At 72.1% G+C, this 26,850-nt stretch carries 25 protein-coding genes and 3 pseudogenes; 9 read left to right on the forward strand and 19 right to left on the reverse strand.

Going from position 1 to position 26,850, the window contains the following annotated elements; genetic code table 11:
• Window positions 1–42: 42 nt before the first annotated feature.
• From ABT084_RS05880 to ABT084_RS05890, 3 genes are all read right to left on the reverse strand, one after another.
• Window positions 43–1,929 carry a SpoIIE family protein phosphatase gene (locus tag ABT084_RS05880; RefSeq protein ID WP_502968846.1) on the reverse strand — a complete coding sequence of 629 codons (1,887 nt, stop codon included), beginning with the start codon at window positions 1,927–1,929 and terminating at the stop codon, window positions 43–45.
• Window positions 1,930–2,720: 791 nt separating this feature from the next.
• Complete coding sequence (gene fomD / locus ABT084_RS05885; RefSeq protein WP_351038484.1) at window positions 2,721–3,509, reverse strand: cytidylyl-2-hydroxypropylphosphonate hydrolase; 789 nt, start codon at window positions 3,507–3,509, stop codon at window positions 2,721–2,723.
• A 112-nt stretch (window positions 3,510–3,621) separates the two neighbouring features.
• Window positions 3,622–5,061: a class II fumarate hydratase gene (locus tag ABT084_RS05890; protein ID WP_351038485.1), complete on the reverse strand. Its 1,440-nt coding sequence runs from the start codon at window positions 5,059–5,061 to the stop codon at window positions 3,622–3,624.
• 107 nt (window positions 5,062–5,168) lie between these two features.
• Between ABT084_RS05890 and ABT084_RS05895 the strand changes: the two genes are divergently transcribed.
• Window positions 5,169–6,692, forward strand: a complete 1,524-nt coding sequence (locus ABT084_RS05895) for a ricin-type beta-trefoil lectin domain protein (RefSeq protein ID WP_351038487.1) — start codon at window positions 5,169–5,171, stop codon at window positions 6,690–6,692.
• A gap of 72 nt (window positions 6,693–6,764) precedes the next feature.
• Here the strand turns inward: ABT084_RS05895 and ABT084_RS05900 are convergent, their stop codons facing one another.
• Complete coding sequence (locus tag ABT084_RS05900) at window positions 6,765–7,556, reverse strand: glycerophosphodiester phosphodiesterase (RefSeq protein ID WP_351038489.1); 792 nt, start codon at window positions 7,554–7,556, stop codon at window positions 6,765–6,767.
• 157 nt (window positions 7,557–7,713) lie between these two features.
• Here ABT084_RS05900 and ABT084_RS05905 point away from each other — a divergent pair, with 157 nt between their 5' ends.
• The gene (locus tag ABT084_RS05905; RefSeq protein ID WP_351038491.1) at window positions 7,714–8,070 is read left to right on the forward strand and encodes a hypothetical protein; all 357 of its coding nucleotides are present in this window, start codon (window positions 7,714–7,716) and stop codon (window positions 8,068–8,070) included.
• Window positions 8,063–8,251 (forward strand): hypothetical protein, encoded by a 189-nt coding sequence (locus ABT084_RS05910; protein ID WP_351038493.1) that lies wholly within the window; start codon window positions 8,063–8,065, stop codon window positions 8,249–8,251. Before ABT084_RS05905 ends, ABT084_RS05910 begins: the two co-directional genes overlap by 8 nt.
• 41 nt (window positions 8,252–8,292) lie before the next feature.
• Here the strand turns inward: ABT084_RS05910 and ABT084_RS05915 are convergent, their stop codons facing one another.
• Window positions 8,293–9,960: a fumarate hydratase gene (locus ABT084_RS05915; protein ID WP_351038495.1), complete on the reverse strand. Its 1,668-nt coding sequence runs from the start codon at window positions 9,958–9,960 to the stop codon at window positions 8,293–8,295.
• A gap of 178 nt (window positions 9,961–10,138) precedes the next feature.
• Here ABT084_RS05915 and ABT084_RS05920 point away from each other — a divergent pair, with 178 nt between their 5' ends.
• Both ABT084_RS05920 and ABT084_RS05925 read left to right on the forward strand, forming a co-directional pair.
• The gene (locus ABT084_RS05920) at window positions 10,139–10,831 is read left to right on the forward strand and encodes a DUF1707 SHOCT-like domain-containing protein (RefSeq protein ID WP_351038497.1); all 693 of its coding nucleotides are present in this window, start codon (window positions 10,139–10,141) and stop codon (window positions 10,829–10,831) included.
• Between the two features lie 201 nt (window positions 10,832–11,032).
• Window positions 11,033–11,419, forward strand: a complete 387-nt coding sequence (locus tag ABT084_RS05925) for a WhiB family transcriptional regulator (protein ID WP_351038499.1) — start codon at window positions 11,033–11,035, stop codon at window positions 11,417–11,419.
• Between the two features lie 223 nt (window positions 11,420–11,642).
• On the opposite strand, the gene glpX is transcribed toward ABT084_RS05925, so the two are convergent.
• Window positions 11,643–12,674, reverse strand: a complete 1,032-nt coding sequence (gene glpX, locus ABT084_RS05930) for a class II fructose-bisphosphatase (RefSeq protein WP_351038501.1) — start codon at window positions 12,672–12,674, stop codon at window positions 11,643–11,645.
• A 224-nt stretch (window positions 12,675–12,898) separates the two neighbouring features.
• Here glpX and ABT084_RS05935 point away from each other — a divergent pair, with 224 nt between their 5' ends.
• Window positions 12,899–13,417, forward strand: coding sequence for a DUF4245 domain-containing protein (locus ABT084_RS05935; RefSeq protein ID WP_351038595.1), 519 nt, complete (start codon window positions 12,899–12,901; stop codon window positions 13,415–13,417).
• A 95-nt stretch (window positions 13,418–13,512) separates the two neighbouring features.
• Here ABT084_RS05935 and ABT084_RS05940 read toward each other — a convergent pair whose 3' ends face one another.
• The 4 genes from ABT084_RS05940 to ABT084_RS05955 all read right to left on the reverse strand — a co-directional run bounded on the left by ABT084_RS05940 (window position 13,513) and on the right by ABT084_RS05955 (window position 17,176).
• Window positions 13,513–14,103, reverse strand: a complete 591-nt coding sequence (locus tag ABT084_RS05940) for a malonic semialdehyde reductase (RefSeq protein WP_351038503.1) — start codon at window positions 14,101–14,103, stop codon at window positions 13,513–13,515.
• A gap of 138 nt (window positions 14,104–14,241) precedes the next feature.
• Window positions 14,242–14,475: an exodeoxyribonuclease VII small subunit gene (locus tag ABT084_RS05945; protein ID WP_351038505.1), complete on the reverse strand. Its 234-nt coding sequence runs from the start codon at window positions 14,473–14,475 to the stop codon at window positions 14,242–14,244.
• Between the two features lie 55 nt (window positions 14,476–14,530).
• A complete protein-coding gene (gene xseA / locus ABT084_RS05950; protein ID WP_351038507.1) occupies window positions 14,531–15,745 on the reverse strand; it encodes an exodeoxyribonuclease VII large subunit in 1,215 nt (404 codons plus the stop codon).
• Between the two features lie 9 nt (window positions 15,746–15,754).
• Entirely contained in the window at window positions 15,755–17,176 is a 1,422-nt protein-coding gene (locus ABT084_RS05955) for an APC family permease (protein ID WP_351038508.1), read from the reverse strand.
• A gap of 86 nt (window positions 17,177–17,262) precedes the next feature.
• Here ABT084_RS05955 and ABT084_RS05960 point away from each other — a divergent pair, with 86 nt between their 5' ends.
• Both ABT084_RS05960 and ppgK read left to right on the forward strand, forming a co-directional pair.
• Window positions 17,263–18,255 carry a 4-hydroxy-3-methylbut-2-enyl diphosphate reductase gene (locus ABT084_RS05960; RefSeq protein WP_351038510.1) on the forward strand — a complete coding sequence of 331 codons (993 nt, stop codon included), beginning with the start codon at window positions 17,263–17,265 and terminating at the stop codon, window positions 18,253–18,255.
• A gap of 45 nt (window positions 18,256–18,300) precedes the next feature.
• Window positions 18,301–19,047: a polyphosphate--glucose phosphotransferase gene (gene ppgK / locus ABT084_RS05965; protein WP_351038512.1), complete on the forward strand. Its 747-nt coding sequence runs from the start codon at window positions 18,301–18,303 to the stop codon at window positions 19,045–19,047.
• Window positions 19,048–19,118: 71 nt separating this feature from the next.
• Here the strand turns inward: ppgK and ABT084_RS05970 are convergent, their stop codons facing one another.
• The gene (locus tag ABT084_RS05970; RefSeq protein ID WP_502968841.1) at window positions 19,119–19,625 is read right to left on the reverse strand and encodes a DUF6542 domain-containing protein; all 507 of its coding nucleotides are present in this window, start codon (window positions 19,623–19,625) and stop codon (window positions 19,119–19,121) included.
• Between the two features lie 148 nt (window positions 19,626–19,773).
• Here ABT084_RS05970 and ychF point away from each other — a divergent pair, with 148 nt between their 5' ends.
• Window positions 19,774–20,862 (forward strand): redox-regulated ATPase YchF, encoded by a 1,089-nt coding sequence (gene ychF / locus ABT084_RS05975; RefSeq protein ID WP_351038596.1) that lies wholly within the window; start codon window positions 19,774–19,776, stop codon window positions 20,860–20,862.
• A gap of 133 nt (window positions 20,863–20,995) precedes the next feature.
• Here ychF and ABT084_RS05980 read toward each other — a convergent pair whose 3' ends face one another.
• The 8 genes and pseudogenes from ABT084_RS05980 to ABT084_RS06015 all read right to left on the reverse strand — a co-directional run bounded on the left by ABT084_RS05980 (window position 20,996) and on the right by ABT084_RS06015 (window position 26,850).
• Complete coding sequence (locus ABT084_RS05980) at window positions 20,996–21,259, reverse strand: type II toxin-antitoxin system RelE family toxin (protein ID WP_351038516.1); 264 nt, start codon at window positions 21,257–21,259, stop codon at window positions 20,996–20,998.
• Window positions 21,252–21,521 (reverse strand): type II toxin-antitoxin system Phd/YefM family antitoxin, encoded by a 270-nt coding sequence (locus tag ABT084_RS05985; RefSeq protein ID WP_019434848.1) that lies wholly within the window; start codon window positions 21,519–21,521, stop codon window positions 21,252–21,254. Before ABT084_RS05985 ends, ABT084_RS05980 begins: the two co-directional genes overlap by 8 nt.
• Window positions 21,522–21,543: 22 nt before the next feature.
• A pseudogene (locus tag ABT084_RS37950) lies at window positions 21,544–21,994 on the reverse strand (Uma2 family endonuclease).
• A gap of 459 nt (window positions 21,995–22,453) precedes the next feature.
• Window positions 22,454–22,813, reverse strand: a pseudogene (locus ABT084_RS05995) (cupin domain-containing protein); the annotation flags it as partial.
• Window positions 22,777–22,929 (reverse strand): annotated as a pseudogene (locus ABT084_RS06000) (Uma2 family endonuclease); the annotation flags it as partial. The pseudogenes ABT084_RS06000 and ABT084_RS05995, both read right to left, overlap by 37 nt.
• Window positions 22,930–22,951: 22 nt before the next feature.
• Window positions 22,952–25,462, reverse strand: a complete 2,511-nt coding sequence (lanL, locus tag ABT084_RS06005) for a class IV lanthionine synthetase LanL (protein WP_351038519.1) — start codon at window positions 25,460–25,462, stop codon at window positions 22,952–22,954.
• A 2-nt stretch (window positions 25,463–25,464) separates the two neighbouring features.
• A complete protein-coding gene (locus ABT084_RS06010) occupies window positions 25,465–25,647 on the reverse strand; it encodes an SflA family class IV lanthipeptide (protein ID WP_351038521.1) in 183 nt (60 codons plus the stop codon).
• A gap of 186 nt (window positions 25,648–25,833) precedes the next feature.
• A complete protein-coding gene (locus ABT084_RS06015; protein ID WP_351038523.1) occupies window positions 25,834–26,850 on the reverse strand; it encodes an SMP-30/gluconolactonase/LRE family protein in 1,017 nt (338 codons plus the stop codon).

The raw sequence follows: 26,850 nt of genomic DNA on the forward strand, positions 1-26,850 counted from the left end.
GCTCAGCTGCCGGGCGGCGGTTCTCGTTGCGGGGGCTTCCGGTCAGTACCGGTCCGGCGCCCCCGGCAGCGGGAGTTCGAACCACACGACCTTGCCGCTGCTCAGCCGGGTCGCGCCCCAGCGCCGTGCCATCCGGTTGACCAGGAACAGGCCGCGGCCGCCCTCGTCGGTGTCCCGGGCCCGGCGCTGGCGCGGCAGCTGCGGGGAGTCGTCGCCGACCTCGCAGCGCAGGACGTCCGTACGCAGCAGGCGCAGCGTGACGGGCCGCTCGGCGTACCGGACGGCGTTGGTGACCACCTCGCTGACCAGCAGCTCCAGGGAGTCGCTCAGCTCCTCCAGGCCCCAGCGGGTCAGGGCGCGCCGGGCGAAGCGCCGGGCGCGGCCCGGCGCGGTCTCCTCCGGGTCCAGGAACCAGTAGGCGACGTCACTGGGCGCGATGCCGTCGAAGCGGGCCGCCAGCAGCGCGATGTCGTCGTCCCGGTCACCCGGGCCGAGCATGTCCAGTACGTCGTCACAGAGCGCTTCCAGCGGCGGCGGGTGGTCCAGGCCGGTGAGCTGCGCCGTCGTGGCGAGGCGCTCGCGCAGCTGCTCGATGCCGGTCCAGACGTCGCGCAGCCGGGACTCGACCAGGCCGTCCGTGTACAGCAGCAGGGTGGCTCCGGCGGGGGCGTCCAGCTCGACGGCCTCGAAGTCCACGCCGCCGACGCCGATCGGGGCGCCGGGCGGCACCCGGAGCACCTCGGCGCGGCCGCCCAGGTGCAGCAGGACGGGCGGCGGGTGGCCGGCGTTGGCGATGGTGATCCGGTGCGAGACGGGGTCGTAGACCGCGTACAGGCAGGTCGCCATCCGGTCCGAGCCGAGCCGCTGGGCCTGCTCGTCCAGGTGGTGCAGCACCTCGGCGGGCGGCAGGTCCAGCTGGGCGAGGGTCTGGGCGGTGGTCCGCAGCTGGCCCATGATCGCGGCGGAGGTCATGGAGTGGCCCATGACGTCGCCCACGACGAGCGCGACCCGGCTGCCGGGGAGCGGTATGGCGTCGTACCAGTCCCCGCCGACCCGGGCCGTCTCGGCGGCCGGGAGGTAGCGGCTGGCGAGGCGGACCCCGGTGGGCTGGGGGAGGCTGTCCGGGAGCATGGTGCGCTGGAGCTCGTCGGCGATGTAGGCCTCGCGGCCGTACAGGACGGCCTTGTCGATGCCGAGCGCCGTGTGGGTGGCCAGCTGCGCGGCCACCAGCAGGTCGTTCTGCTCGAAGGCGGGCCGGTCCGGGGTACGCAGGAACACCGCGGCGCCGATGACCCGGCGGCGGCCGCGCAGCGGGGCCAGGATCGCCCGCTGGCCGCGCGGTACGGGATGGTCCGCGCCCAGCAGTTCGGGCAGCGCGGCGCGGGCCGCGGCGGAGGACCCGAAGACGGGCCGCACGCCGCGCAGCACCTCGGCGAGGGCCCCGCCGGAGCGGATCTCGCACAGCTCGGCGGCGGGCAGGTCGCCCTGCGGGCCGACGAGCGCCAGCTGGCTGAAGTCCAGCTCGCCCCCGGCCCCGGTGACCGCGGTGAGGTCGAGCCCGGCCCCGATGGTGTCGGCGGCGCGGATGGTGTCGGTGAGGTCGTCGATCGGCCGGAGCCGGTCGGTCCGGCGCAGCCTCAGGACGACGGGGCCCACCGGGCGTTCGTCGCCGACGGGGAGCGGATCGCGCAGGTACACGAGGATCGCGTCGGAGAAGGTGGGCACGGTGGCCCGGCACAGGCCGAGGACGATCTCGTCGAGGTCGATGCCGCGCGCGATCCGGCGGGTGGCGGCGCCGACGAAGCGCAGCCGGTCGCCCTCGCGCCGGGCGGCGCCCGTGTCAGGCGTCCCGCCCGGTATGCCGCCGTGGTCCCCGGAACCGGAGGCGGAGGCGGCGGAAGCGGAGGGGGAAGCGGAAGGGTGTGGCACCGCGGGGCCCGTGGCCGGGTCCGGGGCGCCGTCCGGGGCCGCGCCCGGGCCCGTACCGGCATTGCGGGCGGCGCCCGTGTCCCGGGACAGGGCGGCGTCACCGCGCCGGGCGGCGGGGACGCCGGCCGTGGCCGGGGGCCGGGTGGCGCCCGTACCCGTACCTGCGCCCGTACTTGCGCCCGTGCCCGCACCCGCGCCCGCTCTGGACGCGGCGCCGGGAGCGGGACCCGAGGCGGAAGAGGAACCGGAAGAGGAACCGGAAGGGGAACCGGAAGCCGGACCGGTGCCGGAATCCGGCGAGCCGGGCCGGGTGTCCTGGGCGGCCGGAGCCGGGGTCTTGCCGTGGCCCTGGTCGTCGGAACCGGCACGGGGACCGGACCCGGCGTCCGCACCGGGAGCGGCCGCCCCCCGCCGTACCGGGCGGGGCCCGGGCAGGTCGGAGCCGCCCGGCGCCGGTGTCGCGGCTGCCGCGGCAGGCTGCGGGCCCTCGTAAGAGGTGGGGTACTCCGTCACGCGTGGGATTCCGTCCGTTTGCGCTGGATGTGCGCTGCACTCAACTCGGTCAGTCGCGGTATACCCGCTCAGCGGCGGGGACACCGTCGCCCGCGGTTCCTCCCCCAAACTTCGTCCGGGGGACCCCCGTCCGCTCGCTACCTCTCGCTCTGCGTCGACCTCCGGTCAAGTCGCGCGCACAGCACGACATTTAAGGGTGTACACCCTTGCACGGAACCCTGTCTGCAAGCTTGCGGAGGACGAGCCTACGTTTGGCACCCGGGGGCGCATCAAGGGTCTCATGAGGACATGTGCGCCGGGGTCCGGTCCCAGTCCCCGGGCAGGACCGGAACGCTCCAGCCCGGATCGGGCCGCCAGTCCTCCCAGCCGTCCGAGAACGGCGGCCCCCACTCCTTGATCAGCTCCACCGCCGCCCGTCCGGCCTCCCGTACCCGCTCGGCCGTCGCCTCGTCCATCAGCCCGCACCGCAGCGCCTGCGCGAACTCGTCCTCGTCGCGCCACTTCCAGGTGCGGTCGGGGTAGACGGAGATGTCGAGGAAGTGGTCCACGGAGTCGATGCCGCCGGACCACCGGGTCCTGGGCTCCTCAAGGTTCACGTACCAGCTCCGGAATTGCCACCCGTGGTCCCAGAACAGCCACACCGACCACGGATCGCCGGGCCGGGCCAGCTTCAGCACGCCGGTGCCGAACCAGTGCGAGCGGGCGGTGGTGCGCGGCGCGGTGTAGCGGGTCGCCAGGGGCTCCTCGTGCACCGAGGTCCCGTCGGCGAGCACCGGCTTGACCAGTTCGGTGTCCGGGGCCATCCACACGGCCAGCAGCTCGGGCGTGTCCTGGACGACGGTGACCGGGCGGCAGATGTGGACCGGCCCCGGCAGGCCCGGCGCGTGGTCGCGGTAGCGCCACAGGACGTGCGTGCCGGGCGCCCAGCGCGGGCCGGACGCGTCGTCGTACGCATCGTCATGAGCGCTGCCGGTCGCGGGGCCGGTCGCGAGGCCGGTCCCGCTCCGGGTGCCGCCTCGGGCGCCACCGCGCGCCCCGCCGCCCCCGCGGCCTCCGGTACCTGTCATGCGCAGATCTTAGGGCTGGGCTCCCCGGCCCCGCTGCGGTGCAGGTCACCGAGGGGTTCGGGGACGGCATTCGACCGAAATCCGGCCCCCCGCCCAGCCCTTCGAGCACTCCTCAGGGGCGGGTCATCCGCAGCACGTCGAGCGCCTCGTCGAGCTGTTCCAGGGTGAGCGCGCCGCGTTCGACGTAGCCGGACTCCAGGACGACCTCCCTGATCGTCCGGCGCTCCGCGAGCGCCTTCTTGGCGACCTTGGCCGCCTCCTCGTAGCCGATGTAGCGGTTCAGCGGGGTCACCACGGAGGGCGAGGATTCGGCGTACTCCCTGGCCCGGGCCGCGTTGGCGGTGATCCCGTCGATGGTGCGGTCGGCCAGCAGCCGGCTCGCGTTGCCGAGGAGACGGACCGACTCCAGCAGGTTCCGGGCCATCACCGGGAGCATCACGTTGAGCTCGAAGTTGCCCGCCGCGCCCGCCACGGCGACCGTGGTGTCGTTTCCGGTCACCTGGGCGGCCACCATCAGCACGGCCTCCGCGACGACCGGATTGACCTTTCCGGGCATGATCGAAGAGCCCGGCTGGAGATCCGGGAGATTGATTTCAGCCAATCCCGTGCGCGGTCCGGACGCCATCCAGCGCAGATCGTTCGCGATCTTGGTGAGCGAGACCGCCACGGTACGGAGCATGCCCGAGGTCTCCACCAGCGCGTCCCGCGCTCCCTGGGCCTCGAAGTGGTTGCGGGCCTCGGTGAGCGGCAGCCCGGTGGCCGCGGCCACCTCGGCGATGACGGCCGCGGAGAATCCGGGCGGGGTGTTGATCCCGGTGCCCACCGCGGTGCCGCCCAGCGGCAGCTCGGCGAGCCGGGGCAGCGCCGCCCTGAGCCGCTCGACGCCGTAGCGCACCTGGGCCGCGTACCCGCCGAACTCCTGCCCCAGCGTCACCGGGGTGGCGTCCATCAGGTGGGTGCGGCCCGCCTTGACCACCTCGGCGAACTCGGCGGACTTGCGCTCCAGGGAGGCGGCGAGGTGTTCCAGGGCCGGGATCAGCTCGCCGGTGACGGCGGCCGTGGCGGCGATGTGGATCGAGGACGGGAAGACGTCGTTGGAGCTCTGGGAGGCGTTGACGTGGTCGTTGGGGTGGACGTCGCGCCCGAGCCGCTCGGTGGCCAGGGTCGCGATCACCTCGTTGGCGTTCATGTTGGACGAGGTCCCGGACCCGGTCTGGAACACGTCCACCGGGAACTGCGCGTCCCAGCGCCCCTCGGCCACCTCCGCGGCGGCCGCCCGGATGGCCCCGGCGACGTCGGCGTCCAGGACGCCCAGCTCCGCGTTGACCTTCGCGGCCGCCGCCTTGATCCGCGCGAGGGCGGCGATGTGCGCGCGCTCCAGGCGCTGCCCCGAGACGGGGAAGTTCTCCACGGCGCGCTGCGTCTGCGCACGCCACTTGGCATCGGCGGGGACCTTCACCTCGCCCATCGAGTCGTGTTCCACCCGGAATCGCGTGCTCTGCGTGCTCTGCGTGTTCTGCGTGCGCTGTCGGCCGTGCTGGTCTTCGGTCATGTTCGTGGCCTCCTCAAAAAGTTGAGCAATTGTCTTGTTCGAAGTGTTCCCAACTCCCCTACCGGCCAGTAAATACCGGGGGTAACACTGACACCGGGGAGACATCCATGGCCCGCACCACACCAAGGCTCAGATCTACCTTCGCCGCGGTCGCCGCGATCGCGGCCGCCCTCGGAGGCGTCACCGCCATCACCCCCCTGGCCCACGCGGCGACCGCCGCACCGGCCGCGGCGACGCCCCTGTCGCCCGAACTGGAGGCGATCCGCGCCGCGGAGGCCACCAAGCTCTACGGCGATCCGGCGATCCGCCCGGTGGCCGACCGCAAGACCGGGCTGATCTCGCTGGGCGACAGCGAGATCTCGGGCGAGGGCGTCGGCACGTACGACCCCGCGACCAACACCTCGTCCAACCAGTGTCACCGCTCGCCGGACTCGGCCATCCACCGCACCGGCATCGCGGCGGACCTCACCTTCAACGTGGCCTGTTCCGGCGGCTACACCGGCAACATCCGGATAGGCGGCAGCAAGCAGTACGCCGACGAGCTGGTCCAGAGCGACAGCCTCGCCATCAAGGCCCGCAACACCAGGATCAAGATGGTGCTGCTGGTCGCCGGAGCCAACGACGACCTCCAGTTCGGCCCCGTCATGACCGACTGCGTCACCCGCTGGGTGCTCAGCCAGGGCACCTGCGAGCCCAAGTACGGGCCGGGCTGGCAGGCCCGGGTGGACGGCCTGCGGCCCAAGGTCGAGTCGACCGTCGCCGACCTCAAGACCGTCATGCGGGACGCCGGTTACACCGACACCGACTACAAGCTGGTCGTGATGGGCTACCCGAGCCCGATCGGCCCCGACTTCAACGACAACCCGAGCTTCCCCGGCAAGCTCCCCGGCGGCTGCGCGGGCTACGACTCGGACGCCACGTGGGGCCGCAACTACGCGGTACCCACCTTCGAGAAGGGCATGCGCGCCGCGGCGCTCGCGTCCGGCGCCTACTACCTCGACAACTCGCGGCTCTTCAACGGCCACGAGGTCTGCATGGAGGACACCTGGGCCCGCGGCCTCTACCTGGACCTGGGCGACCACTTCCCGTGGGACGAGAACACCGCCCGGCAGTCCTTCCACCCCAACTACCGCGGCCACGGCGCCTTCGCGTCCTGCCTGACCCAGCTCTACGACTCCGGCCTGCGCGAGGCCTCCTGCGCCGACCCGGCGAGCACCGGCACCCCCGTCCTGCAGGCCGGCGCCTGGGACGACCTCTACAAGCCGCTGAAGAACGAGGCGAACGGCACCTGCGTCGACGCCAACGGCGGCTCCAGCGCCAACAACACCGCGCTCCTCGGCTGGGACTGCCACGGCGGCCGCAACCAGGGCTGGTGGTACGACGCCCCCCGCAAGTCGCTCCACATCCAGCTGACCCAGGACCGCTGCCTGGACGCCCCCGGCGCCAACTACGGCGCGGGCACCGGCCTGATCATCTGGAACTGCCACGGCGGCGCCAACCAGCAGTTCGTCCGTGACGGCGCCACCATCCGCCCGCAGGCCGCCCCCGGCATGTGCCTCACCGTGGCCGCCGCCCACGAGCCCGTACGCCTGCAGACCTGCACCGGCGCCGCGAACCAGCGCTTCGTCTGACCGCTCCCGGCACCCCGCCCCCACCCGGCCGGCGCACCCCGGCCGGGTCCGTACGTCCCCGGACGCGCCCGCTCAGCAGGCGTCGAGCTGCTCGCGGACCTGGCGCGGGCGGTTCGTGATGATCGCGTCCACGCCCAGGCGCAGGCACAGGTCGACGTCCTCGGGCTCGTCGACCGTCCACACGCGGACACCGAGGCCCGCCGCCTTGAGCCGGGGCACCAGCCGCGGGTCCCGGCGGACCAGCTCGATCCCGGGACCGGCGTGCCCGACCGTGTGCGGCAGGCGCAGCGGACCGCGGCGCTCCAGCAGCTGTACGGTCTCCAGCGCGGGCGCCAGCCGGTGCGTACGGGCCAGCGCCCCGCGGGAGAAGCTCATCACCTCGACCCGGTGGCCGCCCTCGCCGGGCCCGTCCGCGAGCCCGTACTCCGCGAGCACCCGCACCAGTTCGGCCTCGACCCTGGCGCCCGCCCGCGCCGGGTGCTTGGTCTCGACGGCCAGCCCCACGGGCCGCGGCGCGGCCAGCACCTCGCGGAGCAGGTCCTCGAAATACAGCACCCGGGCGCCGCTGTGCCGGGGCCCCTTCCAGCTGCCGAAGTCGAGCCCGGCCAGCTGCTCGTACGTCATCGCGGACACGGCGCCTCGCCCGTCCGAGGTCCGGTCGACCCGGCGGTCGTGGACGCACACGAGCCGCCCGTCGGCCGTGAGCCGCACATCGCACTCCAGCGCGTCGGCCCCGTCGACGAGGGCCTGCCGGTAGGCGGCGAGCGTGTGTTCCGGGTACTGCTCCGAGGCCCCGCGATGGGCGATGACCCGGGTCGCGCGGGCGGCGGAAGCGGAACCGGGGAGGAAGGACGCCTGAGTCATACGCCAAACCCTGCCAAAGCCGGGTGAACACGAGGTTCCGTCCCCGTGTCCACCCGTGCGGAAGCCGGCGAAGAGGTCAGCCCAGCCCGGGGCCGCGGACCGGGATGCGGGTGCTGGGGAATGGATACCCTGGCCGGGTCACCCCTTGGAGGACACCGTGAGCACACAACCGGACCACGGCGCGGCACTGATCCCGCGACCTGAGCGCACCCCTGACGCCGTACGTGTCGCCCTCGCCCGCATCGCCCCGCATCGCGTGGCGGAGCTGGAGCAGCACAAGGAGAACGCGCTGGCCGCCGCCATCCGCAGTGGGAAGGTCGGCCACCTCACCCACTGGCTCGACTGGTGGATGCGTGAGGTCGAGATCGAGCGCCGTCCCGACCTCTTCAACCGCCGCAATGACGCTCTGGCCACCATCCACCGCACCACCGGCAAGGACGATCCGGGCTTCCGCCCCGCCATGGACGAACTGACCGCCGTCGAGGCCGAGGCCGCGCGGGCGGTGAATGAGTGACCTGGAAGAAAAGGCCGCCGACGAACTCGTACGAGCGGCGGAAGCGCTCTACCTCGACGGCACCGCCTACCGGGAGATGGGGCCGAAGGGTGCCGTCATGAACCTGGACGACGGCATGTTCGTTTACCTGGTCATCCCCAGAAGCGAGTGCGTCTACATCCGTCAGGTGACCTGCCTGTAACCGGGGCGGGGGCGGCAGCCCCGCCCCGGTGCGGCGAGGTGTTACGCCAGCCCGGGGCCGCGGACCGGGATGTGGGTGAAGGTGGGTTCCGGGGCCGGGTTCTGGAAGAAGTCGTTGCCCTTGTCGTCGACCACGATGAAGGCCGGGAAGTCCTCGACCTCGATCTTCCAGACCGCCTCCATGCCGAGCTCCTCGTACTCCAGGACCTCGACCTTCTTGATGCAGTCCTGCGCGAGGCGGGCCGCCGGGCCGCCGATCGAGCCCAGGTAGAAGCCGCCGTGCGCGCCGCACGCGTCCGTCACCTGCTGCGAGCGGTTGCCCTTGGCCAGCATGACCTTGGAGCCGCCCGCCGCCTGGAACTGCTCGACGTACGAGTCCATGCGGCCGGCCGTGGTGGGGCCGAAGGAGCCGGACGCGTAGCCCTCGGGGGTCTTCGCCGGGCCGGCGTAGTACACCGGGTGGTCCTTCAGGTACTGCGGCATCGGCGCGCCGGAGTCCAGCAGCTCCTTGATCTTCGCGTGCGCGATGTCGCGCGCCACGACGAGCGGGCCGGTCAGGGAAAGGCGGGTCTTGACCGGGTGCTTGGTCAGGGTCGCCAGGATCTCGTCCATCGGCTGGTTGAGGTCGATGGAGACGACGTCCGCCGAGTCGGCGAGGTGCTCGTCCGTGGTCTCCGGCAGGAACCGCGCCGGGTCCCGCTCCAGCTGCTCCAGGAAGACGCCCTCGGCGGTGATCTTCGCGGTTGCCTGGCGGTCGGCCGAGCAGGACACGGCGATCGCGACGGGCAGGGACGCGCCGTGCCGGGGCAGGCGCACCACGCGCACGTCGTGGCAGAAGTACTTGCCGCCGAACTGCGCGCCGATGCCGATCTTCTGGGTCAGCTCGAAGACCTGCTGCTCCAGCGCCTCGTCACGGAAGCCGTGGCCCAGCGCCGAACCCTCGGTCGGCAGCTCGTCCAGGTAGTGCGCCGAGGCGTACTTCGCGGTCTTGAGCGCGTGCTCCGCCGAGGTGCCGCCGACCACGATCGCCAGGTGGTACGGCGGGCAGGCCGCGGTGCCCAGCGAGCGGATCTTCTCCTCCAGGAACTTCATCATGGAGGCCTCGTTGAGGACCGCCTTGGTCTCCTGGTAGAGGAAGGACTTGTTGGCCGAGCCGCCGCCCTTGGCCATGAAGAGGAACTTGTACGCGCCGCCGTCGGTCGCGTACAGCTCGATCTGCGCGGGCAGGTTCGAGCCGGTGTTCTTCTCCTCCCACATGGTGAGCGGGGCCATCTGCGAGTAGCGCAGGTTGAGGCGGGTGTAGGCGTCGTAGATGCCGCGCGAGAGCGCCGCCTCGTCGCCGCCCTCGGTCAGCACGTTCTGGCCGCGCTTGCCCATCACGATCGCGGTGCCGGTGTCCTGGCACATCGGGAGCACGCCCGCCGCCGCGATGTTCGCGTTCTTCAGCAGGTCGAGCGCGACGAACTTGTCGTTCGCCGAGGCCTCGGGGTCGTCGATGATGCGGCGCAGCTGCGCGAGGTGCGCGGGGCGCAGGAAGTGCTGGATGTCATGGATGGCCTCTTCGGCGAGCTTGCGCAGCGCCTCGGGCTCGACCTTGAGGAACGTACGGCCGTCCGCCTCGAAGGTGGAGACGCCCTCCGCGGTCACCAGCCGGTAGGGGGTGGTGTCCTCGCCCAGGGGCAGCAGGTCGGTGTACGCGAACTCCGGCATCGTTGGCCATTCCTCACTCGGCAGACAGCGCTGACGCCCATTTGGCAGCGCAGTACTCCAGCGTAGGACCTCTTCCCGCGGCTCCGTCTGTGAGGTAAGGCTCACTCGCCTCCGCCCGGCCTCACGCGTCCCTCGCCGGGGAGTATCGCGATCTATCGTGTCTCGCTATGCTGAGGGGGTGGACCTCGAAAAGCACCCCGCCGTGCCCGCGCCCGTTCCCACGCCCGCGCCCGTCGCGCTGCGCGCCTCCGACGCCGACCGCGACCGCATCGCGCAGATCCTCGGCGACGCCCTCGCCGAGGGCCGGCTGACCGCCGAGGAGCACGCGGAGCGCCTCGACGTCCTCTACGCCGTCAAGACCGTCGGCGAGCTGGAGGTGCTGGTCCGGGACCTCCCGGCGGCCCCGGGCGGCGCGTACGCCCCGGCCGCCCCGGCGTCCGGTCCCGCCTGGCCGGTTTCCGGTCCGCCCGGTGGCGGTCACGCCGAGAACGTGGTGGCGGTGTTCAGCAGCTCCGCCCGCAAGGGCCGCTGGCGCCCCGCGCCGCACACCCGGGCCGTCTCGGTCTTCGGCGACATCACCATCGACCTCACCGAGGCCGTCTTCGAGCAGCAGCTCACCGAGATCAACGTGACCTGCGTCCTCGGCAACGTCGAGGTCTTCGTCCCGGAGAACGTCACCCTGCGGGGATACGGCAGCGGGGTGCTGGGCAACTTCGAGGTGCACGGCGAGGGGGAGTCCGTCAGCGACCCGCAGGCGCCCGTCGTCATCGTCCGCGGATTCACGGTGCTCGGGAACATCGAGGCCCACCGCAAGCCGGGCGCCCGCCTGGTGGACCTCGCCGACAAGCTCCGCAAGCGGCTGAGCGGCTGAGCGGTTGAGTGGCTGTGGTCGCGCCGGGCGGACCGGCCCAGCGGGCGTCGCGATCACGGCCGAATGGTTCCGTTTGGCTTCCGCATAGGACGGATTCCGGTCGAAGTTCCCCCGGATGGCACACAGTGCATAGGGGCGCGTACAGCGGGTAGGGACAGGTGCATCGTCTCTCGCTCGCGAATACGTCGTCAGGAGTAGACCGTGCAGCATCCGCCGCATCAGTCCCTGCAGGTAGCCACCGTGCACGGCGTCCGGGGCATCCCGGGCCCACGGACGCCCGCGAGGGAAGAGGACGGCCCATGGCACGCGGAGGCGGTGTGCCGCCGGGATGAGGCGGGCCTCTTCTTCGCCCCCTCCAAGGAGCCGACCGCGGCCCGCCTGGCCCGCGAGGAGGCGGCCAAGCGCGTCTGCGCCCGCTGCCCCGTCATGGTCGCCTGCCGTGAGCACGCGCTGCTCCAGCCCGAGCCGTACGGGGTGTGGGGCGGGCTCACCGCCGCCGAGCGCCGGGTGGTGCTGGCCCGCCGTCGGCGCCGGGCGGCCGAGCTGCGTCAGGGGCCGGGGGCCGAGCCGATCGCTGCCGCGGGCTGAGTGGTCCGGGCCGCCGGGGCCGCCGGGGCCGCCGGGGCCGTACGCCGGGCGGTTCGGCGCGGCGCCGCTGCCGGGGGCTCCGCCCCCGGACTCCCGCGCCTCACACGCCGGCGGGGCTGGATGTGGCCCCGGCCTCCGGGCCGGAGGTCGCCCCGAGGGTGTGCCGGAGGGGCGGGCGCCGCCGCACGCGGTGACCGCCCCTCCGGCCGTGCCGGCCGCAGGCCTACTGCGCGCGGTCGAAGTCGATCGCGCTGTACGCCCGCAGCTTCGACAGGCGGTGCGTGGAGTCGATCTGCCGGATCGTGCCCGACTTCGAGCGCATGACCAGCGACGAGGTGGTCGCCGTCTCCGAGCGGTAGTGGACGCCGCGCAGCAGCTCGCCGTCCGTGATGCCGGTCGCGACGAAGAACACGTTGTCGCCCGAGACCAGGTCGTTGGTGTGCAGGACGCGGTCCAGGTCGTGGCCCGCGTCGATCGCCTTCTGGCGCTCGGCCTCGTCCTTCGGCCACAGCTTGCCCTGGATGGTGCCGCCCAGGCACTTGATGGCGCAGGCCGAGATGATGCCCTCGGGCGTGCCGCCGATGCCGAGGAGCAGGTCCACGCCGGTGCCCTCGCGCACCGCCATGACCGAGCCCGCGACGTCGCCGTCCGAGATGAACTTGATGCGGGCGCCCGTCTCGCGGATCTCCTTGACGATGCCCTCGTGACGCGGGCGGTCCAGGATGACCACGGTGACGTCCTCGACGGCCATGTTCTTCGCCTTGGCGACGCGCCGGATGTTCACCGATACGGGGGCGTTGATGTCGACGAAGTCGGCGGCCTCCGGGCCGGTGACCAGCTTCTCCATGTAGAACACCGCGGACGGGTCGAACATGGTGCCGCGGTCGGCGGCGGCCAGGACGGCGATCGCGTTCGGCATGCCCTTGGCGTTCAGGGTGGTGCCGTCGATCGGGTCGACCGCGATGTCGACCTCGGGGCCGGTGCCGTCGCCGACCCGCTCGCCGTTGAACAGCATGGGGGCCTCGTCCTTCTCCCCCTCGCCGATGACGACGACGCCGTTCATCGAGACGGTGGAGATCAGGGTGCGCATGGCGTTGACCGCGGCGCCGTCGGCGCCGAGCTTGTCACCGCGCCCGACCCACCGGCCCGCGGCCATGGCGGCGGCCTCGGTGACCCGGACGAGTTCCAGGGCGAGGTTGCGGTCGGGTGCCTCCGGAGAGACTTCGAGCTGGGGCGGCAGGTTGTGCTCGGTCATCGGAGCGCACCTTTCTGTACGGCGACGGCCGGAAGTGAGGGTGCTGGAAACTCTATCGGTACGTCGATAAATTGAGCAGGGCGGGGCACGTATGAGCGGTATATCGGTCAGTGGATTGGCCTGAGCGGACGGATCGGGCCCGTCGCACCCTCCGCGCGCCGCCGCCGGGGCGACCCTGGTGATGATCGCGTACCGCGATGCGGGACGATGGTCCCGTGGCAGGCATGAAAGGCAAGCAGACGATCTGGGACATGGTCCGGTCGCTGGCGATCATCGGCGTGGTCGCGGGAGGCATCTACCTGGCCGTCCCGCACGACGACAAGGCCGATCCGACGCATGTCGTCGACTACCGGATCGAGACCCTCACGGCCCGCCGCGCGGCTCCGTACCCCCTGGGCTCGCCCGTCGGGCTCCCGAAGGAGTGGCGCGCGACCTCGGTGACGTACAGCCGGCAGGCCGCCAACGCCTGGCACCTGGGCTTCCTCGACCCGCGGCAGCAGTACGCCGCGGTGGAGCAGTCGAGCGACACCTCGCACAAGTACCTGGCGAAGGTCACCCAGGAGGCCAAGGCCACCGGGTCGACGCAGCGGGTCGGCGAGCTGTCCTGGGAGCGCTGGGAGGGCCCGAAGTACCGCGCCCTCGTGCGCCAGGAGCAGGGGCACGTGACCGTGGTGACCGGCACCGGCGCCTTCGGCGAGCTGGCCGAGCTGGCCGGCGCGCTGGAGTTCAAGCAGGGCGGCTGAGCCCCCCCCGTCACCGCACGGACATGCGAGAAGGCCGCCCGTCCCGGGGAAACCGGGGCGGGCGGCCTTCTCGCGTACGGCGCGGGTGCCGGGGCTCAGACGGTCGTGACGACCTGGTCGAACTCCAGGCGCGGGGAGCGCGGGTACCAGGCGTTCTCGCCCGGCTTGCCGATGTTGATCACCATCAGCGGGGTGTGGTCGTCGTCCAGGAACTCCTTCTGGACGCCGGCGAAGTCCAGGCCCGTCATCGGACCGGCGGCCAGACCGGCGGCGCGGACGCCGACGATGAAGTACGCGGCCTGCAGGGCCGAGTTCACCAGAGCCGACTGCTCACGGACCGGACGCTCGCTGAAGAAGAGGTCCTTGGCCTGCGGGAAGCTCGGGAGCAGCGCCGGCAGGTCCTCGTGGAACTCGTTGTCCGCGGAGAGGATCGCGACCAGCGGGGCCGCCAGGGTCTTGGGCTGGTTGCCCGCGGCCATGTGCTTCACGAGGCGCTCACGGGCCTCGGGGGAGCGGACCAGCGTGATGCGCAGGGGCGTCTGATTGAAGGCCGTCGGGCCGAACTTGACGAGGTCGTAGATCGCCTGGACCTGCTCCTCGGTCACCGGCTCGTCGGAGAACGAGTTGGCGGTACGGGCCTCGCGGAACAGGAGGTCCTGAGCGGCGGAGTCAAGAACGAGGGACATCGGAAAGCCTTCTTCCATACGAATACGGGGGTGAAGCGATGTCCCCGACACTACGCCGAAGAGATTGAAAATTCAACTACATGTGCGTTGGACGTGATCCGCTTCACAGTCCGCGGGCCGCCGCGGCCACCCGGCGGGCTACTCCTCCGCCGCGCCGGACGCACCCTCGCCGTCCCGCCCCGCCAGCGCCGAGTCCAGCCGGGCGCGCGCGCCCTCCAGCCAGTTCCGGCAGACCTTCGCCAGCTCCTCGCCGCGTTCCCAGAGGGCCAGCGACTCCTCCAGGGAGGTGCCGCCCGCCTCCAGCTTGCGCACGACCTCGATCAGCTCGTCCCGCGCCTGCTCGTACCCCAGCGCCGTACCGGCCTCAGTCATTCCCCGCTCCGATCCTAAGTGCGTAATACGACGAAATTGTTGCGGGTCCGTGGCGCTATCCGGCATCCGTGACGCGCACCGCGAACTCGCCCTCCGCGACCCGCGCGCGCAGCACCTCGCCCGCCCCCAGCCCCTCGGGCGAGCGCACCACGTGCCCGTCCGCCCGCTGGAGCACCGCGTACCCGCGCTCCAGCGTCGCCGCCGGGGACAGCGCCACCACCCGCGCGCGGGTGTGCGCCAGCTCGGACTCGGCCCGGTCCAGCAGGTGGCCCAGCGTCCGCCGGGCCCGCGCGAGCAGCGCGTCGAGCTCGGCCTCCCGGACCTCCACCATCCGCTGCGGGTGGACGAACACGGGCCGGGCCAGCGCGTGCGCGAGCCCCCGCTCCTCGCGGTCCAGCAGGCCGCGCACCGCGCGCAGCCCCCGGGCCTGCAGCTGGCGCACCCGCTCCAGCTCCTCCCCGACGTCGGGGACCACCTTCTTCGCGGCGTCCGTCGGCGTCGACGCCCGTACGTCGGCGACCAGGTCCAGCAGCGGGGAGTCCGGCTCGTGCCCGATCGCGGAGACCACCGGGGTGCGGGCCGCGGCCACCGTCCGTACGACTTCCTCGTCGGAGAACGGCAGCAGGTCCTCCACGCTGCCGCCGCCGCGCGCCACGATGATCACATCGACCTCGGGCAGCGCGTCCAGCTCCTTGACCGCCTCGATCACCTGGGGCACCGCGTGCACCCCCTGGACCGCCACGTTGCGCACCTCGAAGCGGACCGCCGGCCAGCGGCGGCGCGCGTTCTCCAGCACGTCCCGCTCGGCCGCCGAGGCCCGGCCCACCACCAGCCCGATCAGCTGCGGCAGGAACGGCAGCGACTTCTTGCGGTCCAGCGCGAACAGGCCCTCCGAGGCGAGCGAGCGCTTGAGCTTCTCCAGCCGCGCCAGCAGCTCGCCGATGCCCACGGGCCGTATCTCGGTGGCCCGCAACGACAGCTGACCGCGCGGCGCGTACCACTCGGGCTTGGCCAGGACGACGACCCGCGCGCCCTCCGACACGGCGTCCGCGACCTCGTCGAACACCTGCCGGAAGCAGGTCACGCTCACCGAGATGTCGTGCGACGGATCACGCAGGGTCAGGAACACCACCCCGGCCCCCGGCCGCCGCGAGAGCTGGGTGATCTGACCCTCCACCCACACCTGTCCGAGGCGGTCGATCCAGCCCCCGATCAGCCGGGAGACCTGACCGACGGGCAGTGGCGTCTCCGGCGATGAATTCAGACCCATGCACGCAGGCTAACGGCCGGGACCGACAGCGTCGTCGGGTCCGGCGGCTCCGCCGCCCGCGCGGCGCCCCCGCTGCGCCACCAGCACCGCCAGCCCCACCGCCAGCCAGAGCGCGCCCACCCACTGGGCGGTGTGCGAGGCCTCCACGATCACCGCGACCGTCACCGCCGCGCCCAGTACCGGCGCCACCAGGTGCTTCCACCAGTTCGGGGGCCCCTCGGAACGGCGTACGACGAACCAGCCGACCACGGAGGCGTGCAGCAGGGTGAAGGCCACCAGGGCCCCGATGTCCACGACGGAGACCAGGTGGTCGAGCCCGTCGTCCCGCCGGGCCGCCCAGAGCGCCGCGACCAGCGTCACCGTCGCCGCGACCAGCAGCGCCGGGCGCGGGGTGCCGCCCGAGGTCCGCGCGAGCGCCTTCGGCAGCCGCCGCTCCCGGGCCATCGCGAACAGCAGCCGCCCGGCCGCCGCCTGTCCGGCCAGCGCCGCGAAGGCCGCCCCGATCGCCTTGCTGGCCGCGACCAGGTCGTGCAGCCAGGACCCGACGGCCGACTCGACGGTCGTGTAGAAGGCGGGGCCCTGGAGCCCCGGGTCGGCCGCCAGCTCCGCGGCGGTGACCGGCGTCAGCAGCGCCGCCAGATAGGTCTGCGCGATGAAGAGCACCCCGGTCAGCGCCAGGCAGAACAGCACCGCCCGCGCCACCTTCGCGCTGCCGCCCGTCACCTCCTCCGCGAACGAGGCGATCGCGTCGAACCCCAGGTAGGAGAGGATCGCCACCGACACCGCGCCGAGCACCGCGCCGAGCGAGAAGCCGAGCGAACCGTCCCCGGTCAGCGGCGAGAGCCAGCCGCGCCGGGCGCCGTCCTGGACCAGTACGGTCACGGCGGCGGCCACGAACACCAGCAGGACCAGGATCTCCAGGGCCAGCACCGCGAAGCCCACCCGCGCCGCCGCCCGTACGCCCCACAGGTTCAGCAGGGTCGTGATCACCACGGCCAGCGCCGTCCACACCCAGCGCGAGACCTCGGGCACCAGCGCGTGCATCGCGATCCCCGAGAAGAGGTAGGCCACCGCCGGGATCAGCAGGTAGTCCAGCATCGCCATCCACCCGGCGATCAGCCCGGGCCCCTCGCCCAGGCCCTTGCGGGCATAGGTGAAGACCGAACCGGCCTGCGGGGCGACCCGGACCATCTGGGCGTAGGAGAAGGCGGTGAAGGCCATCGCGACGGTCGCGGCCAGGTAGACCAGCGCCACGGCGCCGTGCGACTTCGCGTCGAGGGTGCCGAAGATGCCGACCGGGGCCATCGGCGCGATGAACAGCAGCCCGTAGACGACCAGGTCACGGAAGCCCAGGCTGCGCCGCAGCCGCCCCCCGCGGGTGGTGCCGGGGGACGGACCGGCTTCCGTACCGGAATCCGTATCGGACACCATCCGCCCTCCGAGCGATGTAGTGGACACGCTTTCGGTCCAGTCTCCGCCGACCGGGGGACGTCCGCCCTGTTGGACACCCCCGTACGATGGACGCCATGACTGCTCCCGCTTCCCGCCGTGTCCTGCTCGCCGCCCCCCGCGGCTACTGCGCGGGCGTCGACCGAGCCGTGATCGCTGTCGAGAAGGCTCTCGAGCAGTACGGTGCGCCGGTCTACGTCCGCCACGAGATCGTCCACAACAAGTACGTCGTGCAGACGCTGGAGAAGAAGGGGGCCATCTTCGTCGAACGGACGGAAGAGGTTCCCGAAGGCTCCATCGTGATGTTCTCGGCGCACGGCGTGGCCCCGGTCGTCCACGACGAGGCCGCCGAGCGCAAGCTCGCGACGATCGACGCGACCTGCCCTCTGGTCACCAAGGTGCACAAGGAAGCCGTCCGGTACGCGAACGAGGACTTCGACATCCTCCTCATCGGCCACGAGGGCCACGAGGAGGTCATCGGCACCTCCGGCGAGGCCCCGGACCACATCACGATCGTCGACGGCCCCGAGGACGTGGCCAAGGTCACCGTCCGCGACGAGTCCAAGGTGGTCTGGCTGTCACAGACCACGCTCTCGGTCGACGAGACGATGGAGACGGTCGACGCGCTGAAGACCAAGTTCCCGCTGCTGGTCTCGCCGCCGAGCGACGACATCTGCTACGCCACCTCGAACCGGCAGGCCGCCGTCAAGGTGATGGGCGCCGACTCCGACCTCGTCATCGTCGTCGGCTCCAAGAACTCCTCGAACTCCATCCGGCTGGTCGAGGTCGCCCTCGACGCCGGCGCGGGCGCCGCGCACCTCGTGGACTTCGCGAGCGAGATCGACGAGGCCTGGCTGGAGGGCGTCACCACGGTCGGTCTGACCTCGGGCGCCTCGGTGCCGGAGGTGCTGGTCGAGGAAGTGCTGGAGTGGCTGGCGCAGCGCGGCTACGCCGACGTGGAGATCGTCAAGACGGCCGAGGAGTCGATCGTCTTCTCGCTGCCGAAGGAGCTGCGCCGCGACCTGCGCGCCGAGGCGGCCGACCTGCTGGCCGGGCAGTAGCCGGGTCGCCCCGCGTCTTCCGGGGTCTTTTCGTACGGTGAGTCCATGCAGATCTTCGGTGTGGACATCGGCGGAACAGGGATCAAGGGCGCTCCCGTGGACCTGGACCGCGGCGACCTGACGCAGGAGCGCCACAAAGTACCGACACCGCATCCGGCCACCCCCGACGGGGTGGCCGACCGCGTGGTGGAGGTCGTACGGAACTTCGACTGGAGCGGCCCCGTCGGCGTCACCTTCCCCGGCGTCGTGACGGGCGGCATCACGCGCTCCGCCGCGAACGTCGACGCGGGATGGGTCGGTCTGGACGCGGCCGGGCTCCTCGCGGAGCGCCTGGGCGGCCTGCCGGTCACGGTCCTGAACGACGCGGACGCGGCGGGCGTCGCGGAAATGACGTACGGAGCGGGCCGCGGCCGCGCCGGTACGGTCATCCTGCTGACCCTCGGTACGGGCATCGGCAGCGCCCTCTTCACGGACGGACACCTGGTCGCCAACAGCGAGCTGGGCCACCTGGAGCTGAAGGGCCACGACGCGGAGACCCGGGCCTCGGTGAAGGCCAAGGAGGACGGCGACCTCACCTGGGAACGCTGGGCGCACCGGCTCCAGAAGTACCTGGCCCACGTCGAGATGCTGTTCTCCCCGGACCTCTTCATCCTGGGCGGCGGGGTGAGCCGCAAGCCGGAGAAGTTCCTGCCGCTGATCGAGGGCATCCGGGCCGAGATCGTCCCCGCGGCGCTCCAGAACAACGCGGGGATCGTGGGTGCGGCGATGGCGGCGCGGCCTTCTTCCGCGTAGCCGCCCGATCGCGGCCGCCCGATCGCGGCCGCCCGATCGAAGCCGCCCGACTGTGGCCGCCCGACCGCTCCCTAGGCGACGCGACGGGGCATGGTGCGCCGGCGACCGATCAGCACGGCCTTGCGCACCACCGCGATCAGCCCCGCGATCAGGGTCCCGGCGTACAGCCACCCGGCGTGCAGGGACAGCGCCGTGACCACGCCCATCAGCTGACCGCCGAAGCCGCCGGAGCCGCCCGCGAGGGGCCACACTCCGGCGGTGAAGGCGATCGGGGCGGCGATCGGCGCGGTGATCAGGTCGGCGGGGCGCACCCAGAGCGCGGTGGCGGCGGCGACGGGCAGGAAGAGCAGCCCGTACCCGAGCAGCGAGGCGTCGAAGATCAGCCAGTCGATCCCGGCGGCCAGGACCATCGCCGCGCAGGCGAAGAGCCCGCCGCCGAGCCCGGTCAGCTTGGGCCGGGGCAGCCGCCGGGCCACGGCGGGCCGGGGGCCGCGCCGGGGGCCGCCGCCCTGCGGGGGCACGGCGGCGGGCCGCCGGGCCGCCTCCGGCTGTCGCTGCGGGTGATATGCCGATCGCATCCTGTCTCGCTCCACTGGACCAAGCTAGGCGGCGCGAGCCCCCGATGGGCGCCTGGACACGCGTACATCCACCGGCACGCATCGGAAAGTAAACTGTCCGATGGCCCGTACCCGGGCCACCCCCCTCCAGCTACGGGAAGTCGCCAACGTGTCGCTCACGATCGGAATCGTCGGCCTGCCGAATGTCGGCAAGTCGACCCTTTTCAACGCCCTGACCAAGAACGACGTGCTGGCGGCCAACTACCCGTTCGCCACCATCGAGCCGAACGTCGGCGTCGTCGGCGTCCCGGACGCCCGCCTCGGCGTCCTCGCGGGCATCTTCGGGTCCCAGAAGATCCTCCCGGCGACCGTCGACTTCGTCGACATCGCGGGCATCGTGCGCGGCGCCTCGGAGGGTGAGGGCCTGGGCAACAAGTTCCTGGCGAACATCCGCGAGTCCGACGCGATCTGTCAGGTCATCCGCGCCTTCGCCGACGAGAACGTCGTCCACGTCGACGGCAAGGTCTCGCCGAAGGACGACATCGAGACGATCAACACCGAGCTGATCCTCGCCGACCTCCAGTCGATCGAGAAGGCGGTGCCGCGCCTGACGAAGGAGTCCCGCCTCCAGAAGGAGAAGGTCGCGGTCCTCGGCGCGGTCGAGAAGGCCCAGAAGATCCTCGAAGCGGGTGACACCCTCTTCTCGCACGGCATCACCAAGGGCACGGAGCAGGGCGACCTGCTGCACGAGCTCCACCTCCTCACGGTCAAGCCGTTCCTCTACGTCTTCAACGTGGACGAGGACGAGCTGACGGACGACGCCTTCAAGGCGGAGCAGAGCGCGCTGGTCGCCCCCGCCGAGGCGATCTTCCTGAACGCCAAGCTGGAGGCGGAGCTGATTGAACTGGACGACGAGGAAGCCCTCGAACTCCTCCAGTCGGTCGGCCAGGAAGAGCCGGGCATGGCCACCCTGGGCCGCGTCGGTTTCGCGACCCTCGGCCTCCAGACCTACCTGACGGCAGGCCCGAAGGAAACCCGCGCCTGGACGATCAAGCAGGGCGCCACGGCCCCCGAGGCGGCCGGCGTGATCCACACGGACTTCCAGCGCGGCTTCATCAAGGCCGAGGTCATCTCCTTCGCGGACCTGGTCGAATGCGGCTCGGTCACGGAAGCCCGCTCCAAGGGCAAGGCCCGCATGGAGGGCAAGGACTACGTCATGCAGGACGGCGACGTGGTGGAGTTCCGCTTCAACGTGTAGTCATGCGCTTACCGCACGTGAGAAATTGAGTCAAACGTGCAAGTCAGAAGGGGTCGGGCTCTATCGAGTCCGACCCCTTCGTCGTCACCGTGCTGGATGCGTGCTGGATATTCTGACGTGTGGTCAGCAGCAATCAGGCGTCGTGGACGGTGGACCGGTGTCCCACGTGAACAACCCAGACCACCAGTTCTCCGTTGTTGATGGTGTAGGCGACGCGGTAGTCGCCGACGCGCAGGCGGCGCCGTTCGGGCTGGGACACGAGTGCGGTGGTGTTGAAGCCGAGGGGGTCGGTCTCCAACTCGGTCAGCTTGGCCAGGATGCGCAGCGCCATGTCGCGGGGGATCTTCCGAAGCTCGGCCTGTGCCTCGGGGTGGAAGACGGTTCGATACTCACTCACCGCGTGCCAGCGTCTCCCTCATGATGTCCTCGATCGGGATGCCGGGCGCGGGGTTGGCCATGCGCTCGTCGATGATCCGATTGATCTCGCGCTCTTCCCACTCCTGGTACTTGCGCAGTACCTCGATGGAGACGACGGCGGCGACTTCCTTGCCCCGGCGCGTGATCACTGTGGGTACGTCGTCGCGATCGGCGCGCTCCACGACCTCGGCGAGGTGGGCACGCACATCGCGGATGGACTCTATGGGCAGCGGCTGCGTCATGCGCCCAAGCGTACCGAGTGACTCATGTGTACACAACGCGCGGTGCAGGCGACGGCTTCGTCGCGGTCGCGTGTGCTGGATGTGCTGGATGAACTTGCACCGTGCTGGATCGGTGCTGGACGGGGGCTCCGGAAACCGCGTTTTCGCAGGTCGGAGCGCTGTGCTGAAGATTCCGCTTCAACGTGTAGCGGCGTCCGTACTGTGCGTTGACTACATCTTCGGGGGCGAACCAGGTGCAGTCAGGGTCGTATGGGGCCGTGGTCACCACGAGGTCCGGTTCCGGGCGGTTCCGGGCATCGAGGCGGATGGTCATCCCCCGGCCGACCCTGAAGCCCGCTGGCACCTGCGCCCTGAGAGCCAACGTGAGGTCGGTGACGATCGGTGTGGCGCGGCGCTTCCGGGAGGCGGTCCAAGTCCTCCGCGAACCAGCCTTCCGCGCGCGGCGGGCGCATCCAGTCGGGCAGTGCGGTCATGGCTTCACGGTAGCGGTCAGCAGCTCAGGCTGGGCAGCAGACGATCTCAGCCGGCCATCAACTCTTCTCCTCGGAACTGCCCAAGGTGTACGAGTTCCAGGTTGACGCGGACGGCCCCTTCGGCCGTGTGGGCACAGCGCCGGTCGGATGCTGACGTTCCCGACTTGGTGGAACACGCCCTCCCTGAGATCCCTATGGCTCCGTTGAGCGACGATGGCGATCCGGCGTAACGGTCGTGCTCCCGTACTGATTCTGTGCTGACTTAGCCCGCCAAGAACCACGTTTCCGCAGGTGGGAGCGTTGCGCTAGGCGTTCCGCTTCAACGTCTGATCATGCATCACGTGACGTGCGCGGCCTGTCAGTTGGCAGGTCGCGCACGTTCTCGTGTCCGCTTGGGGTCCTCGCCCGGTGAGTACGGGGTGTCGACTGCGCGCCGGCCGGCCGGGCGAGGCGGGCGTTTCACACCTTGACGACTTCTACGGCGGGGCCGCAGAGAAGCGTCAGGTCCTCGGGGTCGGAAGTGAGGACTGTGACCGGCCGGGGCGCGGTGCGGGCGATGACGGCGAAGGCGGCGTCGATGGCGTACGTGTGGCCGTGGAGATGATGGGCGCGAAGGAGGGCGGCGGCTTCGTCGGTGATCTCTCTGGTGACGTCGTGAACGTCGACGCGGGAGAGGACCCACTTGATGCGGGCCGGATGGATCCGCTCGTAATCGGCCTCAAGAGTGGTCATGGCGCTGGTGGCCACGCGGATGCCCTCCTCTGATGCCGCCTGGACCAGAGCTACGACGGTGCGGTCCTTGCGGTAGAGCTTGGAGAGTCGAAGGGCACCGGGCGGTGCAGGACGCCCCGGAAGATGCCCGCGGGTGCGTAGGCGCCGGTCGGCTTGTCGAGCTCGTAGACGTGGACGACAGGTGCCCCGTCCTCGTCCTCGATGCCGCTGAATGAGCCCGGCACGTCAGTCCAGGAGGCCCAGGCGGGGGGTGTCGGGGGACTGGAGGCGGCGGAGGAAGGTGAGGGTTCCTGCTGAGCCGTTGGACCAGGTGGCCGCTGCCGTGGTGAGGGTGGGGTCCGGGAAGACCGGGCGGGTCGGGGGGCCGCCGCTGCGGGTCAGGATCAGGAGGGCCACCGTGTCGGCGGCCGCGCGGAATTCCTCCGGGGACGGGGAGGCGTTGGCCACGTCCACGAGGAGGTCGCCGACGCCGGACAGGCCGCAGCACTGGGTGACCAGGGGCATCCGCGGGGCCAGCGCCGCGCAGGTCCGGGCCGCGCGTTCGGCCAGGGCGAGGTACCCGGGGTCGTCCAGGCGGGTGGCCGCGCGGACGAGTACGGAGCCCACGCCCGCGAGGCCGCGGCACCACGAGCCGTAGCGGCGGGAGGCCCCCGGCGCGCTCGCCGCCGCGAGGAGGTCCGGGGTCAGGGCGGCGAGCCGGGCGCACGCCTGCCGGGAGCGGGCGATCGCGGCGGGGTCCCCCGTCGCGGCGCCGTACTCCAGGAGGAAGTACGCGACGCCCGCCTCACCATGGGCGAGGCCTTCGCGCAGGGCGGCGCCGCCGGGCGTGCCGGAGCCCGTGGCCGTCAGCCGCGCCTCGCCGGACGCCAGCATCCGGGCGCACTCCGCCGCGAGGGCGAGGTCGCCCTCCCGCCCGGCATGCCGGGCCAGGAGCAGCCGGCCCAGGCCGATCCCGGCCGCGCCCTCGATCAGGTCGGCTTCCGGAGGTCCCCCGTCCGGTGTGCGGACGGGCAGGACGGGAACGGTGGGCATCGCGCCCGCCCGCCGCACCCCCGCCCGCGCCAGGAACAGCTCGACGCCCGTGTGGCCCGAGTAGAGGCCCGGCGACAGGTTCCGTGACTGCGCCGCGGTCCATTCCGCCAGCGCGTCGACGGCTTCGCGCACGCGCGGGCGGTGCCGGTGGTGGAGGAGTTCCAGGCCGAGGCCGGAGCTGCCGCCGTAGAGGTCGATCGGGGTCGGGACGCTCTGGCGGGCCGCCCGCACCGGGTCCACGATCTTGAGCGCCTCGTCGACGCAGTACGCCGTCGTGTGCTCGATAATGTCCGCCAGCCGGTCCGCGTCCAGCCCGGGCCGGGGCGCCCGCCGCGCTCTCCCGGTCGGCGTTCCCGCGCGCAGCCGGGCCGCCGTGGAGGTCCGTACGGCCGGATCGAAGCTCATCAGACCGGTGATCACCGACCGGATCTCCTCGTGGTCACCGCCGGGCAGCGCCCAGGCCAGGGCGTCGAGGGTCCGGTCGCGGTTGACGGCCGGGTCCGCGTCGATGATCACCGGGTCCAGCCCGGTGGCGGCGAAGTACAGGGTCGCGCCCAGCGCGTAGTGGTCGTCGGCGGGCGCCGCCGGGCCGGTCGCACCCAGCAGCGGGGCGCTGTAGCCGGGGGTCGCGCCCCCCGGGCCGACGCCGGCCCGCTCGCTGATCCCGAAGTCGATGACGTGGCACCGGCCCGTGCGGTCCAGGACCACGTTGTCCGGCTTGAGGTCGCGGACGACCACGCCCCGGCCGTGGATCCCGTCGAGGGTGCGCAGCAGCCGGGTCGCGAGGTCCGCGAGGGCCCGCTTCCCGTGCGGGCCGCGCTCCTGGACGTCCCGGCGCAGGTCACGGTCACCGCAGTCGCTCATCACCAGGTACTCGTCCGGTGCGTGCCGGAAGTAGTCCAGCCCGCGGGGCACGCCCTCGACCGCGTCGAGCGCGGCGAGGACCGCGCGTTCGTTGCGCAGCCGGTCGCGGGAGTCCGTACCGGACGCGTCCTCGGACACGTACGCCCGCGCCTGCTTGATCACCACCCGGCGACCGGAGGACCGGTCGAGGGCGCGGTAGACGTTCCCCTGGGCCGTGCGCACGATCCCGGACGTGACCGCGTAGCGTCCGCCCACGCCGAACAGGGGTCCCGGCGCCCCTCCCGCGCCCCCTCCCGCGCTCGGTCCGGCCGCCGCGAAGGGGTCCTCCGCCCACGGCGGGCACCGGTACGCGCCGCTCGCCATCCCGTCGAAGAGCCGGCCGTCCGGCCCGGTCATGACCGATTCGAGGCGGCCGCCGCGCCCGGTCCGGTAGTCGCCGGTGAAGGGCCCGTAGCGGTAGTAGACGGGCGCGCCCGGGTCCACCCGGCGGTCGCTGACGACCCGGGGGCCCTCCCGGCCGCGCAGTACGGTCACCAGTTCCGCGGCGACGGCGACGAGGGCGCCGGGCTCGGGGTAGACCGTGATGGCCTTGCCGACGATGCCGGGGCTCGACGCCCCGGAGTTGATGGTGCGCAGCGTCTCCGGGTCCTTGGCGAACTTCGCGTGGCACACGTGCCGCCGCAGCACCGGCAGCACGAGGGCGACGACGGCCTCGAGTTCGCCGGGCCGGGCCGATACGTGCAGCTTCCAGCCGTGGCCCATCGCCGGCATCCGCGGGTCGTTCAGGTACGACCACGTGTCGTCGGACCATCCGCCGAGGCCGGCGATGAGCCCGCTCACCGCTAGGAGTTGTTCTCGCAGGCGAACCGCGTGGTGGCGGTCACCCAGGGATCGGCCAGGCACGCGGTGTGCTCACGGTCGCTGCGGTCGTCGTCCTCGAACGCGATCGCCTCGTCGTCGACGAGGAGCGGACCCGCGTCGAGCAAGTCGAGGAATTCGCCGAGCTCCGGGGTGGCTACGGGCATGTGACGCCTCCGTGTCCTGTCGTGCCTGCGCGCGTACGTGCGTTCCGTACGCGCACCCGCACGGGTGGGGCGGGCCGGCCGACCGGTCGGCCCGCTCAGGCGAGGGCCTGATTCCCCGAAGGTAGGGAGGTCCGATCCGGCCGACCAGGGTCAAAAGCGCAGGCTCCGGGGTGTCCGGGGACCGGCCTACAGCGCGCGGACCGAGGCGATGGTGAAGGTGGTCGGGGTGCTGTTCGTGGGGTCGAAGGGGCCGCCCTTGTCGAACTGGGAACGGACCACCAGGGTGCGGCCCGCGACGTGGGTCAAGGTGGTGGGGACCTGTAGGGAGGGGTCCGTCAGGGTCCGCTCCAGCCGGGCCCGGGTGCCGTCGGCGGACAGGTGCCAGCGGGTCAGGGTGTTGTCGGTGTTCTGGGCCACCCGCAGGGTGCCGTCGGGGGAGAGGTCCAGGCCGTCGGCGTGCGGCAGGGCCGGGCCGTCGAGGGTGACGCGGCGTACGGCGCCGGTGCCCAGGTCGACGCGGTACAGGTCACCCGTGGCCATGTCGACGGTCACCAGGTAGCGGCCCGCGCGGTCGGAGACGATGCCGTTCAGGGTGAAGGTGCCCGCGGGATGCGGGACCAGGGCGGAGCGCAGGTCGTACGCCGTCTCCAGGGTGCCGGTGCCGGCGGCCAGTTGGGCCGGGGTGACGCGGTGGATCACGGCGCGGACGCTGTCCGTCAGGTAGGCGGTGCCGTCCGGGGTGATGGTCAGGTCGTTGATGAACGACGGGCCGGTGCCGCCGGTCTCGAAGTGGGCCAGCCGGGCCCCCGTGCGCGTGTCGTAGACGGCGACCCCGGCGGTGGAGTCCGTCACCCACAGCCGGCCGCGGGCGTCGACGCGCAGGCCGTTCGCCGTGTGGCGGCCGTCGGTGCCCGCGGGCAGGAAGACCTCGGCGGTGCGCTGTCCGGGGCGGGCCCGGTAGACGGCGCCGTCCGCGTACGAGCCGACGTAGACCGCGCCGGTGCGCGCGTCCGCGGCGATGCCTTCCGGGTAGACCTTCGCGCCCGGCAGCGCGAAGGCCGTCGTGATGCGGGCCGGGCCCAAGGACTGCGGTCCCGGTGTCGGTGTCGGGGCCGATGCCTGGGCCGACGGCGCGGTGGTGAGGGTGGCCAGCAGGGCGGCCGCCACGGTCAGCGTGGCCAGGGGCAGGTGCGTGAGCTTCAA

Origin of the sequence: Streptomyces sp. NPDC002138, assembly GCF_040296485.1 — a bacterium.
Taxonomy (GTDB): domain Bacteria; phylum Actinomycetota; class Actinomycetes; order Streptomycetales; family Streptomycetaceae; genus Streptomyces.

Coding starts and splice junctions, on each gene's coding strand:
- ABT084_RS06010 (WP_351038521.1), bottom strand. CDS start 25,647: ATGCCCGTAGCCACCCCGGAGCTCGGCGAATTCCTCGACTTGCTCGAC.
- ABT084_RS05910 (WP_351038493.1), top strand. CDS start 8,063: ATGAGTGACCTGGAAGAAAAGGCCGCCGACGAACTCGTACGAGCGGCG.
- ABT084_RS05985 (WP_019434848.1), bottom strand. CDS start 21,521: ATGACGCAGCCGCTGCCCATAGAGTCCATCCGCGATGTGCGTGCCCAC.
- ABT084_RS05970 (WP_502968841.1), bottom strand. CDS start 19,625: ATGCGATCGGCATATCACCCGCAGCGACAGCCGGAGGCGGCCCGGCGG.
- ABT084_RS05945 (WP_351038505.1), bottom strand. CDS start 14,475: ATGACTGAGGCCGGTACGGCGCTGGGGTACGAGCAGGCGCGGGACGAG.
- glpX (WP_351038501.1), bottom strand. CDS start 12,674: ATGACCGAGCACAACCTGCCGCCCCAGCTCGAAGTCTCTCCGGAGGCA.
- xseA (WP_351038507.1), bottom strand. CDS start 15,745: ATGGGTCTGAATTCATCGCCGGAGACGCCACTGCCCGTCGGTCAGGTC.
- ABT084_RS05960 (WP_351038510.1), top strand. CDS start 17,263: ATGGACGCCATGACTGCTCCCGCTTCCCGCCGTGTCCTGCTCGCCGCC.
- fomD (WP_351038484.1), bottom strand. CDS start 3,509: ATGACAGGTACCGGAGGCCGCGGGGGCGGCGGGGCGCGCGGTGGCGCC.
- ABT084_RS05895 (WP_351038487.1), top strand. CDS start 5,169: ATGGCCCGCACCACACCAAGGCTCAGATCTACCTTCGCCGCGGTCGCC.
- ABT084_RS05955 (WP_351038508.1), bottom strand. CDS start 17,176: ATGGTGTCCGATACGGATTCCGGTACGGAAGCCGGTCCGTCCCCCGGC.
- ABT084_RS05890 (WP_351038485.1), bottom strand. CDS start 5,061: ATGACCGAAGACCAGCACGGCCGACAGCGCACGCAGAACACGCAGAGC.
- ppgK (WP_351038512.1), top strand. CDS start 18,301: ATGCAGATCTTCGGTGTGGACATCGGCGGAACAGGGATCAAGGGCGCT.
- ABT084_RS05935 (WP_351038595.1), top strand. CDS start 12,899: ATGAAAGGCAAGCAGACGATCTGGGACATGGTCCGGTCGCTGGCGATC.
- ABT084_RS05940 (WP_351038503.1), bottom strand. CDS start 14,103: ATGTCCCTCGTTCTTGACTCCGCCGCTCAGGACCTCCTGTTCCGCGAG.
- ABT084_RS05915 (WP_351038495.1), bottom strand. CDS start 9,960: ATGCCGGAGTTCGCGTACACCGACCTGCTGCCCCTGGGCGAGGACACC.
- ABT084_RS05900 (WP_351038489.1), bottom strand. CDS start 7,556: ATGACTCAGGCGTCCTTCCTCCCCGGTTCCGCTTCCGCCGCCCGCGCG.